Source organism: Streptomyces sp. NPDC057694 (assembly GCF_042799415.1).
GTDB lineage: Bacteria > Actinomycetota > Actinomycetes > Streptomycetales > Streptomycetaceae > Streptomyces.
This window is the reverse complement of sequence record NZ_JBHVIX010000041.1, coordinates 1-15,612: the sequence shown is the minus strand read 5'-3', so window position 1 is coordinate 15,612 and position 15,612 is coordinate 1. Positions and strand designations below refer to the sequence as shown.

The window sequence follows — 15,612 nt, the reverse complement described above, 5'->3', positions numbered from 1 at the left end:
GCCTAGGACACGCCCTGGCCCTACCGTGAGGCCATGACTTCAGACGTCGTACGGGACAACGCGCGTGACCCCGAGCTGCCCGGGCGGCTCCTGGCGGCCGAACGGGACGCCCTGATACCGCTGTTGAGGGCGCGGCCCGACGCGGATTTCGAGCTGCGGACCGCGTGTCCGGGGTGGACGGTGCGGGCCGTTCTCGCGCACTGTTCGGCCGCGCTCGCGCGGGTGGTCGAGGGCCGCTTCGAGCGGGGCGTGTTCAGCCCCGAGTGCAACGACCGGGACATCGCGGAGCGCGCGGGCCTCTCGCACCAGGAGGTCGTGGACGAGCTGGAGCGGGGGATGACCGGGGCGGGCGCCGCCATCGCCGGGGCCGGCGGGGTGCTCGACGGCGTCGCTCTGGGGGAGTGGGTGCACGCCGGGGACGTACGGGACGCCTTCGGTGAACCGGGGGCGTACGCGGGGGACCGGCTGCCGATGGCGCTCGCACTGCTGGCGCGGATCAGCCGGGAGCGGGGGCACGCGGCGCTGCACGCCGACGTGGACGGACTGGACGAGCCGCTCGTGCTCGGGGCCGGCGACGGGAAGAAGCCGCCCGCTCGCTATATCGGGGACGCGGCGACGCTCGTGCGGCTGTACGCGGGGCGGCCCCTGGTGGGGGTGCGGTACGAACTGGCCGGGGTCCGCGAGGCCGAGCTGAATCTGTTCGCGTGAACAGGATCCCGCCCGTGTCAGTGACGGTGGACGACCCCGGCGTCGCGGTACAGGGAACCGTCGGAGTCGCCCATCACGACCACGCTGAACGCCGCCGTCGCGAAGGCCCGGATTGCTCGTGCGAAGGTTGAAGTAGTCATAGGTCCAGGATGCGATCGCGGCGTCGCGCGCACATCAGTCCCGCGAGGTAATCGGGACGGCCGCGGTACGACTTTCGGTGGACGCCGACCCTGAGACCCCCCGGAGCACCGGGGGCAGGGGCACCGGCGCGGGGAAATCGTTGGCCCGGCCACGGGCCCGTCCCGTACACTCGCGCGTCTTGCCCGCCTCCCCTCGCAGGAGCGCCGCCGCCCGGTCGGAAACCGGCCGGCCCGTGTCGTCGTCATACCGTGAGCCGGAGGCAGAACCCGTGAGTCAGTCAGCGTCGCCGCTCGACCGTGAGCGTGCGCATCTCTCCTCGTCCCGTGCCGCCCTGCGGGCCATGCGCGAGGACGCCGAGGCCCTGGACATCCGCGACGTCACCGCGAACTGGGTGAACGCCGAGGTGCTCCAGCGCCAGATCGACGAGCGGATCAAGGCGCTCGCCGACCTGAGCCACACCCCGCTCTTCTTCGGGCGCCTCGACTACCTCCACGCACCCGGCGCCGAGCAGGCCGAGGGCGCGGCGGGCGAACAGTTCTACATCGGGCGGCGCCATGTGCACGACGCCGAGGGCGACCCGATGGTCATCGACTGGCGCGCGCCGGTCTCCCAGCCGTTCTACCGGGCCTCGAAGAAGGACCCGATGGACGTGGCGCTGCGCCGCAGGTTCGGTTACACGGGCGGCGAGCTGACCGCGTACGAGGACGAGAACCTGACCGACCCGGCCGAGGCCGAGCGCACCAGCCAACTCCTCCAGCAGGAGATCGAGCGGCCGCGCGTCGGCCCCATGCGCGACATCGTCGCCACCATCCAGCCCGAGCAGGACGAGATCGTCCGCAGCGGGCTCGCCGGGTCGGTGTGCGTGCAGGGAGGACCGGGGACCGGAAAGACCGCCGTCGGCCTGCACCGTGTCGCGTACCTGCTGTACGCGCACCGCGAGCGGCTCGCCCGCACCGGCACCCTCGTCATCGGGCCGAACAAGTCCTTCCTCCACTACATCGAGCAAGTGCTGCCCGCGCTCGGCGAGTTGGAGGTCAAGCAGGCGACCGTCGACGACCTCGTCGCCGGGCCGGTCGAGGTGCGCGGCGTCGACGAGGCGCCCGCCGCGCTGATCAAGGGCGACGCCCGGATGGCCGAGGTGCTGCGGCGCGCGCTGCGCTCGCACATCACCCTGCCCAGCGAGGGCATCGTGGTCGTGCGCGGGTCCCGGCGGTGGCGCGTGGCGTCGTACGAACTCGAAGAGATGGTACGGGAGTTGATGGCCCGCGACATGCGCTACGGCGCCGCGCGTGAGGCGCTGCCGCAGCGGATCGCGCACGCCGTCCTCGTCCAGATGGAGCGGGCCGGTGAGGCGCCGGACGACCGGGTGCAGAACGCCGTCGCGCGCAACGCCGCCGTGAAGGCCGCCGTCAAGGAGATCTGGCCGCCCGTCGACCCCGCCAAGCTGGTGCTGCGGCTGCTGTCCGACGCCGCCTTCCTCGCCGAGCACGCCGACGGGCTGCTCGACGACGACGAGCAGAAGACGGTGCTGTGGGCCAAGCCCGCGCGCAGCGTGAAGTCGGTGAAGTGGTCGCTCGCCGACGCCGTGCTGATCGACGAGGCCGGTGACCTCGTCGAGCGGACGCATTCGCTCGGGCATGTCGTGCTCGACGAGGCGCAGGATCTCTCGCCGATGCAGTACCGGGCCGTCGGGCGGCGGGCCACGACCGGTTCCGTGACCGTGCTCGGTGACCTCGCGCAGGGGACCACGCCGTGGGCCACGCAGAGCTGGGGCGAGGCGCTGGGGCACCTCGGGAAGCCGGACGCCGTGGTGGAGGAACTGACGGCCGGTTTCCGCGTGCCGACCGACGTCATCACGTACGCCTCGCGGCTGCTTCCGTACATCGCGCCGGGGCTCGCGCCTGTGGCGTCCGTGCGGGAGAACCCCGGGGTGTTCGAGGTGCGGGGGGTTTCCGGGGACGGGGATGTGGTCGCCGCCTGTCGCGAGGCGCTGGCCTTCGAGGGGTCGATCGGGCTCATCGCGGCCGATGCGCGGTGCGGGGTGCTGGGGGAGTTGCTCGCCGCGGCGGGGATGGCGTTTTTGGCGCCGGGTGAGGAGACGACTGCCGAGTCGCGGTTGACGTTGGTGCCGGCGTCGTTGGCCAAGGGTCTTGAGTACGACTACGTGGTCCTTGACGAGCCGGCTGCCGTGGTGAGCGGCGAGCCCGACGAACGCACGGGGCTGCGCCGCCTGTACGTAGCTCTGACCCGAGCCGTGTCGGGCCTCATCGTCGTGCACTCCGCACCACTACCGGCCGAACTGGCTTCCACCTGACGGTGCCGGTCCGGTGGGGGCGGGTTGAGGTTGCCGGTCGGGTGCGGCCCGGTGGGGGCTGGTCGCGCAGTTCCCCGCGCCCCTTGTGGGGTTGTCGGTCGTGCGCGCGCCGGTGGCCGCTTCTCGCGCAGTTCCCCGCGCCCCTGAAAGCGAGCTGCGCTCGCCCTTGTTGTCGGGTGCGGGTTGCGTCGTGGCTGGTCGCGCAGTTCCCCGCGCCCCTTATCGGGCTGTCGTTTGTCTGCGGGCCGGTGGGGGCTGGTCGCGCAGTTCCCCGCGCCCCTGGAGATGCGCACTTCGTGCGCCATCTCCATCAAGGCGCGCCACCCACCCAAGGTGGAGGTGCGGCCCCTGCCTCAGGTGGAGGCACGCCCCTTGCCCCGGGTGGAGGGGCGCCCCTAGTCCCGATGGGAGGCGCGCCCCGCTGCCCCGTGTGGAGGCGCGCGGAGCGCAGCCTCTGAGGGGAGGCGGCGCGAAGCGCCTGCCTCAGGGGCGCGGGGAACTGCGCGAGAAGCGGCCACCGGCCGTCAGTCGAACGACAACCCGATAAGGGGCGCGGGGAACTGCGCGAGAAGCGGCCACCGGCCGTCAGTCGAACGACAACCCGATAAGGGGCGCGGGGAACTGCGCGAGAAGTCCCGCCGGGCCGCACCCGACCGACAACCTAGGGGCGCGGGGGACCTCGACGGGTCGGGGTGATCAAGCGTCCAGGGCCTCGCGCCATACGCGTACCGCCTCCGACGACACCGGCCCCGCCCACCCCGCAGGGCGAGACGCGCCGCCGATGTGGAACGCCGAGACCCCGGCCCCGCGCAACCCGGCGACATGCTCCAGGCGGAGCCCCCCGCCGACCAGGATCTGCTGCTCGTAACCGGGCTCCCCGGCAGCCGACCGAGCCGCCTCCGCGACGAGGACGTCGAGCCCCGAGTCCACCCCGTCCGCCGACCCCGCCGTCAGATACGTGTCGAGACCCGGAAGATCCGCGAGCTGCTTGCGCAGGGCGTCCCGGTCCGCGGCCCGGTCGACAGCCCGGTGGAACGTCCACCGGCACCCGTCCAGCTCACCCACCACCCGCTCGACGGCGCCCACATCGGGCCCCCCGTGCTCGTCGAGGAACCCGAGCACGAACTCGTCGGCCCCGGCCGCCCGCAACGCCCGCGCCCGCGCCACCAGCTCCGAGACATCCCCCGCGGCGAACCCGTCCGCGAGCCGCAGCATCACGCGCAGCGAGATGTCCACGGCCCCGCGGATCGCCGCGAACGTCTCCACCGACGGCGTCAGCCCGTCCGCGGCCATGTCGGTGACCAGCTCAAGGCGGTCCGCGCCACCGGCCTGCGCGGCGACGGCGTCCTCGGCGTCGAGAGCGATCACCTCCAGGACTGCACGCTTGCTCATGACGCTCCCGATAGGTCTAGTCCAATGTCCCGCTCAGCCTACGCTGCGTGCACCCTGAACGCAGCTGTCCCGGCCGTGCCGCCGCACCCGAAATCGAGGATTTTCCCGGCTATACCCATGGGGGGTATGGTTCGAGGGTCGGTCCAGCCTTGTGTCTGGTACCCCCTAGGGGTATAAATGGATCACAGTGCGGGGTACCCGTCCGGGTGCCCCGACCGAAGGAGGCAGCAATGTCGGCGCACACCGTCGCCCCGCCCGAGCGGGTGGAACTCGCCATCGGTGGCATGACCTGCGCGTCGTGCGCCGCCCGCATCGAGAAGAAGCTGAACCGGATGGACGGCGTCGAGGCGACCGTCAATTACGCGACCGAGAAGGCGCAGGTCAGCTATGCGGACGGAGTGTCGGTCGCCGATCTGATCGCGAAGGTCGAGGCCACCGGCTACACGGCGCACGAGCCCGAACCGCCCGCCGCCGAGGAGGCGGAAGAGGCCGACGACGAGTTGCTGTCGCTGCGGCAGCGGCTGATCACCGCCGTCGTGCTCGCCGCCCCCGTCGTCGCGATGGCGATGATCCCGCCGCTCCAGTTCGAGTACTGGCAGTGGCTGTCCCTGACCCTGGCCGCGCCCGTCGTGACGTACGCGGCCTGGCCCTTCCACCGGGCGGCTTTCACGAACGCGCGGCACGGCGCCGCGACGATGGACACGCTGATCTCGCTGGGCACCTCGGCCGCGTTTCTGTGGTCGGTGTGGGCCCTGTTCTTCGGCACCGCGGGCATGCCCGGCATGACACACCCCTTCGAACTGACCATCGGGCGCAGCGACGGTGCGGGCAACATCTATCTGGAGGCCGCCGCCGGAGTCACCGCGTTCATCCTCGCGGGCCGGTACTTCGAGGCCCGCTCCAAGCGGAAGGCGGGCGCCGCGCTCAGGGCGCTGCTCGAACTGGGCGCCAAGGACGTCACCGTCCTGCGGGACGGCGGGCGTGAAGTGACCGTTCCGATCGGCGAGCTGAAGGCCGGGGACCGGTTCCTGGTGCGGCCCGGCGAGAAGATCGCCACCGACGGCACCGTCGTCGAGGGCTCCTCCGCCGTCGACGCCTCCATGCTCACCGGCGAGTCCGTACCGGTCGAGGTCGCGGTCGGCGACACCGTCACCGGCGCCACGCTCAACGCCGGGGGCCGCCTCGTCGTCGAGGCCACCCGCGTCGGCTCCGACACCCAGCTCGCCCGGATGGCCCGCCTCGTCGAGGACGCGCAGAACGGCAAGGCCGCCGCCCAGCGGCTCGCCGACCGGATCTCCGGGGTCTTCGTCCCCGTCGTCATCGTCCTCGCGCTCGCCACGCTCGGCTTCTGGGTCGGCAGCGGCGAGGGGTGGACGGCCGCCTTCACCGCCGCCGTCTCGGTCCTGATCATCGCCTGCCCGTGCGCGCTCGGGCTCGCCACCCCGACCGCGCTCATGGTCGGCACCGGGCGCGGCGCCCAGCTCGGCATCCTCATCAAGGGCCCCGAGGTCCTGGAGACGACCCGCCGCGTCGACACGATCGTCCTCGACAAGACCGGCACCGTGACCACGGGCCGGATGACGCTGCTGGCCACGCATGTCGCCGACGGTGAGTCGGAGGACGAGGTGCTGCGGCTCGCGGGCGCCCTTGAGCACAGCTCCGAGCACCCGATCGCGCGCGCCGTGGCCGCCGGGGCCGCCGAGCGCGTGGGCCGGCTCCCCGTTCCCGAGGACTTCGCCAACGTCGCCGGGCTCGGGGTGCAGGGCGTCGTCGACGGGCATGCGGTGCTCGTCGGCCGTGAGCAGTTGCTGGCTCAGTGGGAGATCCGGCTGCCCGACGATCTGGCACGCGCCAAGGCGGCGGCCGAGGGGGCCGGGCGGACCGTGATCGCGGTGGCCTGGGACGGGGCCGCGCGGGCGGTCCTCGACGTCGCCGACGCCGTCAAGGAGACCAGCGCCGACGCCGTCCGGCGGTTGCGGGGGCTCGGGCTGCGGCCCGTTCTGCTGACCGGCGACAACGCCGCCGTCGCCCGGGCCGTCGCCGCCGAGGTCGGCATCACCGATCCCGCCGATGTCATCGCCGAGGTGCTGCCCGAGGACAAGGTCGATGTCGTCAAGCGGCTCCAGGGGGAGGGGCGGTCCGTGGCCATGGTGGGGGACGGGGTCAATGACGCGGCGGCGCTGGCGCAGGCCGATCTGGGGCTTGCGATGGGGACGGGTACGGATGCGGCGATCGAGGCCGGGGATCTGACGCTGGTCCGGGGTGACCTGCGGGCGGCGGCCGACGCGATTCGCCTCTCCCGTCGGACGCTGGGCACGATCCGGTCGAACCTGTTCTGGGCGTTCGCCTACAACGTGGCTGCGTTGCCGCTCGCCGCGGCGGGCCTTCTGAACCCCATGATCGCCGGGGCGGCCATGGCCTTCTCCTCAGTCTTCGTGGTCGCCAACAGCCTGCGGCTCCGTAGCTTCAAGGCCGGTTTCTAGCCCGCGCCCCGGTGGCCGCTTCTCGCGCAGTTCCCCGCCGTCGGTCGGGTGCGGGTTGCGTCGTGGCTGGTCGCGCAGTTCCCCGCGCCCCTGGAGATGCGCACTTCGTGCGCTTTCTCCATCAAGGCGCGCCCCCCACCCAAGGTGGAGGTGCGGCTCCTGTCTCGGGTGGTGGCGCGTCCCTTGCCCCGGGTGGAGGGGCGCCCCTAGCCCCGTGTGGAGGCGCGCGCAGCGCAGCCTCCGAGGGGAGGCGGCGCGAAGCGCCTGCCTCAGGGGCGCGGGGAACTGCGCGAGAAGCGGCCACCGTCCCGCGCGCGACCGACGACCCGGTAAGGGGCGCGGGGAACGGCGCGAGAAGCGGCCACCGTCCCGCACCCGACCGACGACCCGATAAGGGGCGCGGGGAACTGCGCGAGAAGCGGCCACCGGACCGCACCCGACCGACAACCCGATCAGGGGCGCGGGGAACTGCGCGACCAGGCCCCACCGGGCCGCGGGCGAAGGGCTGCCCAGGGGGGCGGGGAAACTAGGGTCGCTCACTGTGAGACTCCGCACACTTAAAGTGGCCCCCTGCCTGCTCCCCGCCACCTCAGCAGCCGCGCTGATCATCCTCTGCGTCACCCAGCACACCCCGATGTCCGACGTCCTGGTCTACCGAGCGGAGGGCGCCGCCGCGGCGGACGGTGGGGGGCATCTGTACGACTTCACCGTCACCGAGTGGCAACTCCCGGCCACCTACCCCCCGTTCGCGGCGCTGCTCTTCATCCCCACCACCTGGCTCCCGCTCCCCGCGCTGAAGGCCGCCTTCCTCCTCGGCAACATCGCGCTCACCGCGCTCCTCGTCCACCTCTCCTGGCACCGGCTGGCCGGCCTCCCCGCCCGCACCACGACCCTGTGCACGGTGACCGCGCTCGCCCTCTGGCTCGAACCCGTCTTCCAGACCGTCGTGTTCGGCCAGATCAATCTCGCCCTGGCCTGCCTGATCCTCTGGGACCTCACCCGGAGGGACCCGGCACCCGGCAAGGGACTCGCGCTCGGCGTCGCGGCCGGGATCAAGCTGACGCCGGCCGTCTTCATCGCGTACCTGTTCCTGACGGGAAAGCGTCGCGAAGCCGCGTACGCGAGCGCCGGATTCGTCGGGACGGCGGCCGTCGGCGGGCTCGTGCTGCCGTACGCCAGCGGGGAGTTCTGGACCCGGCGGCTCTACGAGACCGGGCGCGTCGGCAAGGCGTGGATCGTCGACAACCAGTCGCTCCAGGGGCTCGTGGCCCGCACCCTGCACACCACCGAACCGGGCCTGCTCTGGGCGGTCCCGGCGGTCCTCGTCGGGATCGCCGGACTGTACGCGGCGACCCGGCTGCCCGCCCCGTACGGCATCGTCGTCACGGCCGTCACCGCGCTCCTCGTCTCCCCGATCAGCTGGTCGCACCACTGGGTGTGGTGCGTGCCGCTGCTCGCGCTGGTGTGGGCGCGCGGACAACGTCGTACGGCGATGGCGGTGGCCGTGGTCTTCACCGCCCGCACCATGTGGCTGCTGCCGCACCAGGGCGACCTGGACCTCCGGCTCCCGTGGTGGCAGCAGCCGCTCGCAGCGCCGTACCCACTGCTCGGGCTCGTCCTGATCGCCGCCTGGGGTCAGCTCTCGGCGAGGAGTTCGTCCGCGTCGACGATCCGGTACGCGTAACCCTGTTCGGCCAGGAACCGCTGGCGGTGCGCGGCGAAGTCCTGGTCGATGGTGTCGCGGGCGACGACCGAGTAGAAGCGGGCCTCGTGCCCGTCCGCCTTCGGACGCAGCACGCGGCCCAGGCGCTGGGCCTCCTCCTGGCGCGAGCCGAACGTGCCCGACACCTGGATCGCGACCGTCGCCTCCGGCAGGTCGATGGAGAAGTTCGCGACCTTCGACACGACGAGGACGGAGATCTCGCCCTCCCGGAACGCGTCGAACAGCTTCTCGCGCACCGCGTTCGTCGTCTCGCCCTTGATGACCGGGGCGTCGAGGTGGGCGCCGAGTTCGTCGAGCTGGTCGATGTACTGGCCGATGACGAGGGTCTGCTCACCGGCGTGCTTCTTCACCAGCGCCTCGGTCACCTTGCGCTTCGTCGCCGTCGTCGCGCAGAAGCGGTACTTCTCCTCCTGCTCCGCGGTGGCGTACGCGAGCCGCTCGGAGTCCGTGAGGTTCACGCGGACCTCGACGCAGTCGGCCGGGGCGATGTACCCCTGCGCCTCGATCTCCTTCCACGGCGCGTCGAACCGCTTGGGCCCGATGAGCGAGAAGACGTCCGACTCGCGGCCGTCCTCCCGTACGAGGGTGGCCGTGAGGCCGAGACGGCGGCGGGCCTGGAGGTCGGCGGTGAACTTGAAGACCGGCGCGGGCAGCAGGTGCACCTCGTCGTAGATCACGAGCCCCCAGTCCCGGGAGTCGAACAGCTCCAGGTGCGGGTACACACCCTTCCGCTTGGTGGTGAGCACCTGGTACGTGGCGATGGTGACCGGGCGGATCTCCTTGCGCGTACCGCTGTACTCGCCGATCTCGTCCTCGGTCAGCGACGTCCGCTTCACCAGCTCGTGCTTCCACTGGCGGGCCGACACGGTGTTCGTGACCAGGATCAGCGTGGTCGCCTTCGCCTCGGCCATCGCGCCCGCGCCGACGAGCGTCTTGCCCGCGCCGCAGGGGAGCACGACGACGCCGCTGCCGCCGTGCCAGAAGCCCTCCACGGCCTGCTTCTGGTACGGGCGCAGGGACCAGCCGTCCTCGGCCAGCTCGATCGCGTGCGCCTCGCCGTCGACGTAACCGGCGAGGTCCTCGGCCGGCCAGCCCAGCTTCAGCAGCGTCTGCTTGATCTGACCGCGCTCGGAGGGGTGCACGGCCACGGTGTCGGCGTCGATGCGGTTGCCGACCAGCGGCTGGATCCGCTTCGAGCGCAGGATCTCCTCCAGGACCGGGCGGTCGGTGCAGGTGAGGACGAGGCCGTGGGCCGGGTGCTTGGACAGGGTGAGGCGGCCGTAGCGGTCCATCGTCTCGGCGATGTCGACGAGCAGCGCGTGGGGTACCGGGTAGCGGCTGAACTGGACCAGGGCGTCCACTACCTGTTCGGCGTCGTGGCCTGCGGCGCGCGCGTTCCACAGGCCGAGGGGGGTCAGCCGGTAGGTGTGGATGTGCTCCGGCGCCCGCTCCAGTTCCGCGAACGGGGCGATCGCTCGGCGGCAGGCGTCGGCCTGCTCGTGGTCGACCTCGAGGAGCAGGGTCTTGTCCGACTGGACAATGAGTGGACCGTTCACGCGCGGCACCCTTTCCGTAGGCCAAACGTCCAGTGTGCCTCATGGGCTGCGCGGCGTGTGATCGTCTTCGCCCGGGGTGCCCTGCGGTGCCCTCCGGGGGTTGTGCAGCGGGGTTGTCGGTCGGGTGCGGGCCGGTGGCCGCTTCTCGCGCCGTTCCCCGCGCCCCTGAGATGCGCACTTCGTGCGGCATCTCATCAGAGGCGCGCCACCTGCCCCAGGTGGAGGCGGCGCGGAGCGCCTGCCTCAGGGGCGCGGGGAACGGCGCGAGAAGCGGCCACCGGCCCGCAGGTGAACGACAACCCGAAAAGGGGCGCGGGGAACTGCGCACACCAGCCCCCACGCGCCCGCAGACGGCGACGTCAGCCCACGTCCGGCTCCAGCTCCGCGACCCCCGTCACCCGGTGGAGCGGATAGGTGCGGACCTCGTCGGCCGTGTGGTCGTAGGCCGTGACGAAGCCGCCCTCGACCCGGATGGGAGCGATGACGCGCTGACTCGCGGAGCCCTCGGCGTTGACGTACCCGATCCACAGCGTGTCCCCGGTGAGCACCGCGGCCTGCATCGTGGCGAGGGTGTCGGCGGGCGTGGTCCGGGGGAGTTCGCCGTTGGCGGCCGGCGCCTGCTTGCGCGGGGTCGTCGCCGCGGTGTCCCCCGCGCGGATGGCGCGGATCGCGGCGCCGAGCAGCGTCCCGTCGGGCAGCGGAGGCCCGTCCGGAACCGGCTCCGGGGCCGTGCGCGGCGGCGTGCGGTGGGCGTGCGCGCGGGTGATCAGGACATCGCCCTCGGCGGTCTCGGCGGCCGGCGCGAACCCCATCGCGCGGAGCCCTTCGAGCAGCGTGCCGGGATCGGCCTGCGTGGCCAGGACCGTGGGCGCGAGGCGCCGAAGCCGCAGGCCCGCCGACCGCTTGTCGGCGAGGATCTCGCCGAGCACGGCGTCGTCGTCGCAGCGCACGTACGCCGACGCCGCCCCGATCCGCAGATGCCCGTGGCGCCGGGCCACGTCGTCGATCAGATAGGCGAGCGGCTGCGGGACGGGCGTACGGGAGTGGGCGGTCAGGAACGCGTGCAGGTCGGAGGCGGTGCGGCCCGCGTCGAGCGCCCGCCGCACGGAGCCAGGCGTGAACCGGTAGACGGTCGCGCCGCCCTTGGACTCCACATCGGCCAGCACGGCCAGCGACTCGGCGAGCGGCCGCAGCAGCGGGCCGGGGGCGACCGCCGTCAGGTCGGCCTGGAGCAGCACATGGTCCAGCGGCTCGGGCAGCAGCGGCCCCAGCAGCTTCTCGGCACGGGCCACCGCGACGGACGCCTCGGCGGCCCCGTCCGCCGGGGCCTCATCCGGCGCCTTCGGGTGCGCGGAGAGCAGCGCCCGGCCGTGCGCGGACAGCGCCCCGCGCCCGGTGAACCCGAGCAGTTCGGCCTCCGCGAGCGTCCAGCGGGCCAGCCGGGTACGCAGGTCGAGGGTGGCGGGCGACGGGCGCTCCCAGGTCAGCCGGGCCGTCACCGACTCGGGGTCCGGCTCGGCGCCCTCCGGCAGCGAGGCGAGCAGTCCGAGGACATGACGGCGCACGTCGGGCGCGGACGACCGGTCCAGGTGCGGGCCGAGCGCGGACAGGGTCCGGTCCTTGCCGTCCCGGCCGCCCACCAGCCCCGACGTGCGGGTCGCCGCCAGCCACGCCGTGGTGAGCCGCGTCCACCGCTCGGCCGGGGGCCGCTCCAGCCACTCGTCGTACGCCGGGGTCGCCGCGTACCGCTCGTCGGCCTCGCCGTCCGACGCGAGGAGACCCGCGGCGTAGGCGAGTTCGACCCAGAACGCGGCCGTCGGCTCGCCGGTGTCGAGGGCGGCCGCGGTGCGCTTGAGGTCGCGCACACTCAGGCCGCCCGCGCGCAGCACGGCCGGACCCCCCTCGTCCCAGTCCTTCAGCAGTTCCCCGACGGTGTCGAGGGCGGTGTACGCCTGCGCCGCCGCCGTCGCGTCCACAACCTGTGGACGGTGCTCGGCGCGCGCCACGACCTCGGGCGGCAGCGGCTCCAGGGTGCGGTGCGCCCGCCCGCCGCGCAGGTGCAGCGCCGCCTCCCGGGGCAGCACGACGGTGCCGGGCGTCGTCGGCACCAGCAGCGCCCGGTCGAGCAGCCAGCGCAGATGGGCCGCGGGACGGGCCGTCACCTGCCCGTACGGAGGTCCCCACAGCAGCCGGTTCAGTACGTCGATGGATTCGGCCGGCGCCTCGTCGAGCAGCGACGACATCCGCTCGGGGTCCGTGAACAGGCCGGTGAGCGAGGCGAGCGCCGACACCGGGTCGTAGGTGCTCGGCAGCCCGGCCGCCGCCACGATCTCCTGGATGCGGCCCGGCGACATCCCGGCGGTGGCCTCGGCGACGGTCGGCCCGAGCCCGGTGGGGGAGGGGTGCTGCGGGGTCGGCACGAGCAGCTCGCGGGCCGTGCGCACCAGCCGCAACTGGTCGTCGCCGCCCCAGATGAGCGCCTGCTCGCGCAGGGTGGCCACGGCGCGCGGCAGCGCCTGCTCGGTGTCCGGCCCCGGCAGCAGGGCCGCCAGCGCCTCGTACGTCGCCGGTTCCGGGGCGACCGCGAGGGCCTGCGCCACCTGCTGGGTGAAGCGGTCCAGACGGTCCAGGGCGCGGACCACCGAGGCGCGGGTGCCGGCCCGGGTGGCGAGCTGCGTCAGGTCGTTCGGCACCGGGCTGAGCAGGTCGGGGCGGGCGCGCAGGAGGCGGGCCAGGGATGTGTCGTCCCGAGATCGGAGGGCCTCCGCCAAGGAGCGGGGTGCCGCCGGGGTCTGCTCGTTGGGGCTCATCTGACCCACGGTAGCGGTGATTCAAGCCCCCTCGGGGGTCCCCCCGGACGGAGTCCGGGAGAGATTGAGGAGCGGGGTCCGCGACGGCGCCCCTGACCCATGCCCGACCGGGCGGGACATTCGCGATACCGTCGAGCCACCAACTGCTGCACCCCGGAGGGGACTTCGTGGGGATCGAGAGTGATCAGCTCGTCTTCGACTATCTGAGCCGGGTCGGAGACCTGGCTCAGCAGCGCCAGCTGCCGTCCGGGACACGGATGCGCCTGGTCACGGAGTTGCGGGGGGAGATCGACCGCTGCCGCGCGAAGACGACCGTCGACAGCCCGGCCGCCGTGCGCCGCATCCTCGAACGCCTCGGCACCCCGGACCGGATAGTGGCCGGCGCCCAAGAAGGAGGGGCGGCCCAGGCCGATCCGGCGGCGCCCCTCATCCGCCCGCTGCCGGAACAGCCCACCGGCAAGACCGACCGGACCGGCGCCCTGCGCCGGAAGGTGCCGAGGCCCCGCCGCGCGCCCGCGCCCCAGCGGCCCGCCGCCGACGACCGGCCCGCGCCCCCGCACCTGGCCGGCACCGACGAACTGGGCGTGTCCGGCGACGTGGCCGACTGGTGGCGGATGGGCGACGGCCCCGTCGGCGGCCCCACCGGTGCGCTCACCGACATGGACAGCGTGCCCGGATTCGTCGGCGGGGTGGAGATCCCCGACATACTCAAGCCGCCGAAGAAGCGCGACGGCCCGGACCTGCGCAAACGCCCGACGGTGCCGGTCGAGGACGACGAGCTGGAGGACGACCCGGAGGACGCGCAGGAGGCGGACGGGGACGCCCCGGCGAAGGGGACGCGACGGCTGCGGCGTGTCGTCCCCGCCGGCGGCCTGGGCAACCCGTTCCTGCTGCTGGCCGCCGCCGCCCTCGTCGTCGGCGCGGTCCTCGGCAACATTCTCGTGCTGCTCGTCGGCTGGGCCGTCGTCTTCCTCTCCCGCCGGCTGACCGACTTCCAGAAGAAGGTGGCGGTGTTCTGGCTGCCCGGCCTGGCCGTCGCGGGCGGTGCCGTCTGGCTGTGGGGGCGCAGTGCCGGGAAATGGGGCGCGGGCATCGCCGAGGGGCAGATGAGCGGCGCGTTCCAGGAGACCTGGCCGTGGGTGCTGCGGTGCGCCGCGATCGCCTCCGCGCTGTATCTGCTGTGGCGATCGCAGCGCCCTCGCTTCTAGGCCTTAGCCGGCGAGGTCGGACCGCAGCTCGCCGAGGATCTGGTTCGCGGCCGTGTATCCGATGCCCTGGATCCACAACTCGTCGTCCACCTGGAACACCTTGCCGTCCCGTACGGCCTTCAGGTTCCGCCACAGGCCGCTCGTGGTGGTCTCGGTGACCTTCGCCTTGCCCGGACTGCCGTACGTGGACGTGAAGATGACGTCCGCGTCGGCCTTGTCGATCTGCTCGGGGCTGACGTCGTAGGAGAACCCGTCCTTGGCCTTGTCGGTGATCGCGGGGCGGCCGATGCCGACGTCGGCGAGGATCGTGCCGATGTAGTTCTGCTTGCCGTATATACGGATGTCGGCGCCCTCGACGAACCGTACGACGTTGACGTCCACGGCCGCCGCCTTCTTCTTGCCGCCCAGGGACTTGGTGACGGCGGCCACGTGCTCCTCGTACGTCGCGACGGCCGCGCGGGCCTGCTTCTTCCTGCCCAGGGCGTCGGCGTGCACCAGGAAGTTCTGCTTCCAGGGGTAGCCGGTGGTCTCCGTGAGCACGGTCGGGGCGATGGCGCTGAGCTGCTGGTAACGCCCGCCGTCGCGGACCTTGTTGCTGAGGATCAGGTCCGGCTTCAGCGCGGCGATCTTCTCCAGGCTGGGGCTGGCGATCTCGCCGACCTCGGTGATGCCGGTGGTTCTGTTCCTGGGGAGGTACGAGAGGAAGGCGGATGCGGCGCCGGCGCGGGTGGCTCCCACGGGTTTGATGCCGAGGGTGATCGCGGAGTCGAGTTCGGCGGTGTCCAGGACGACGACGCGGCGGGGGTGGTCCTTGACCTTTACGTCTCCCATGGCGGTCTGGACGGTGTGGGTGCTGCCTGAACCGGTTCCGGCGGAGGCGGAGTTGTCCTTCTCGGAGCCGGAGGAGGTGCAGGCTGCTGTGAGGCCCAGGGTCAGGGTGAGGGTGACGAGGGTGAGGGTGCCGTGGCGGGGGCGCGGGGTGGTCACGGGGTGCCTTTCTGTCGTCGGATCAGCGCCCTAGAGTCTGGCCGGTCGCGCAGTTCCCCGCGCCCCTAAACGAGCTTCGCTCGCCTTTGTCTCCGTCCGCGGCCCGGTGGCCTCTTCCCGCGCAGTTCCCCGCGCCCCTGAAGCGAGCTCCGCTCGCCTCTTGTGGTCGGGTGCGGGTCTCGTCGTGGCTGGTCGCGCAGTTCCCCGCGCCCCTGAGATGCGCACTTCGTGCGGCATCTCATCACCGGCCCGCCCCTGGAGACAGCGCACGAAGTGCGCATCTCCAGGGG

10 protein-coding genes are annotated in these 15,612 nt (G+C 72.8%); 5 read left to right on the top strand and 5 right to left on the bottom strand.

Features of this window, described 5'->3' with window-relative positions; genetic code table 11:
* Positions 1-33: 33 nt before the first annotated feature.
* A complete protein-coding gene (locus tag ACFVDP_RS42090; protein WP_383502618.1) occupies positions 34-708 on the top strand; it encodes a maleylpyruvate isomerase family mycothiol-dependent enzyme in 675 nt (224 codons plus the stop codon).
* 17 nt (positions 709-725) lie between these two features.
* Here the strand turns inward: ACFVDP_RS42090 and ACFVDP_RS42085 are convergent, their stop codons facing one another.
* The gene (locus ACFVDP_RS42085; RefSeq protein WP_383502615.1) at positions 726-848 is read right to left on the bottom strand and encodes a hypothetical protein; all 123 of its coding nucleotides are present in this window, start codon (positions 846-848) and stop codon (positions 726-728) included.
* Between the two features lie 341 nt (positions 849-1,189).
* On the opposite strand from ACFVDP_RS42085, the gene ACFVDP_RS42080 reads away from it, so the two are divergent.
* Positions 1,190-3,163 (top strand): HelD family protein, encoded by a 1,974-nt coding sequence (locus ACFVDP_RS42080; RefSeq protein WP_383502716.1) that lies wholly within the window; start codon positions 1,190-1,192, stop codon positions 3,161-3,163.
* Positions 3,164-3,859: 696 nt separating this feature from the next.
* Here ACFVDP_RS42080 and ACFVDP_RS42075 read toward each other — a convergent pair.
* The gene (locus ACFVDP_RS42075) at positions 3,860-4,555 is read right to left on the bottom strand and encodes a copper homeostasis protein CutC (RefSeq protein ID WP_383502612.1); all 696 of its coding nucleotides are present in this window, start codon (positions 4,553-4,555) and stop codon (positions 3,860-3,862) included.
* A gap of 230 nt (positions 4,556-4,785) precedes the next feature.
* Between ACFVDP_RS42075 and ACFVDP_RS42070 the strand changes: the two genes are divergently transcribed.
* Together ACFVDP_RS42070 and ACFVDP_RS42065 are read left to right on the top strand one after the other, a co-directional pair.
* On the top strand, positions 4,786-7,038 hold the full coding sequence (locus tag ACFVDP_RS42070; protein WP_383502609.1) for a heavy metal translocating P-type ATPase: 2,253 nt from the start codon (positions 4,786-4,788) through the stop codon (positions 7,036-7,038).
* A 541-nt stretch (positions 7,039-7,579) separates the two neighbouring features.
* On the top strand, positions 7,580-8,722 hold the full coding sequence (locus ACFVDP_RS42065; RefSeq protein WP_383502606.1) for a glycosyltransferase 87 family protein: 1,143 nt from the start codon (positions 7,580-7,582) through the stop codon (positions 8,720-8,722).
* Here ACFVDP_RS42065 and ACFVDP_RS42060 read toward each other — a convergent pair.
* Complete coding sequence (locus tag ACFVDP_RS42060; protein WP_383502603.1) at positions 8,674-10,317, bottom strand: DNA repair helicase XPB; 1,644 nt, start codon at positions 10,315-10,317, stop codon at positions 8,674-8,676. The two genes, ACFVDP_RS42065 and ACFVDP_RS42060, sit on opposite strands and share 49 nt — an antisense overlap.
* A gap of 359 nt (positions 10,318-10,676) precedes the next feature.
* On the bottom strand, positions 10,677-13,127 hold the full coding sequence (locus tag ACFVDP_RS42055) for a helicase-associated domain-containing protein (RefSeq protein WP_383502600.1): 2,451 nt from the start codon (positions 13,125-13,127) through the stop codon (positions 10,677-10,679).
* A 167-nt stretch (positions 13,128-13,294) separates the two neighbouring features.
* Here ACFVDP_RS42055 and ACFVDP_RS42050 point away from each other — a divergent pair, with 167 nt between their 5' ends.
* Complete coding sequence (locus ACFVDP_RS42050) at positions 13,295-14,335, top strand: hypothetical protein (RefSeq protein ID WP_383502597.1); 1,041 nt, start codon at positions 13,295-13,297, stop codon at positions 14,333-14,335.
* 3 nt (positions 14,336-14,338) lie between these two features.
* On the opposite strand, the gene ACFVDP_RS42045 is transcribed toward ACFVDP_RS42050, so the two are convergent.
* Positions 14,339-15,322: an ABC transporter substrate-binding protein gene (locus tag ACFVDP_RS42045; RefSeq protein ID WP_383502594.1), complete on the bottom strand. Its 984-nt coding sequence runs from the start codon at positions 15,320-15,322 to the stop codon at positions 14,339-14,341.
* Positions 15,323-15,612 lie beyond the last annotated feature (290 nt).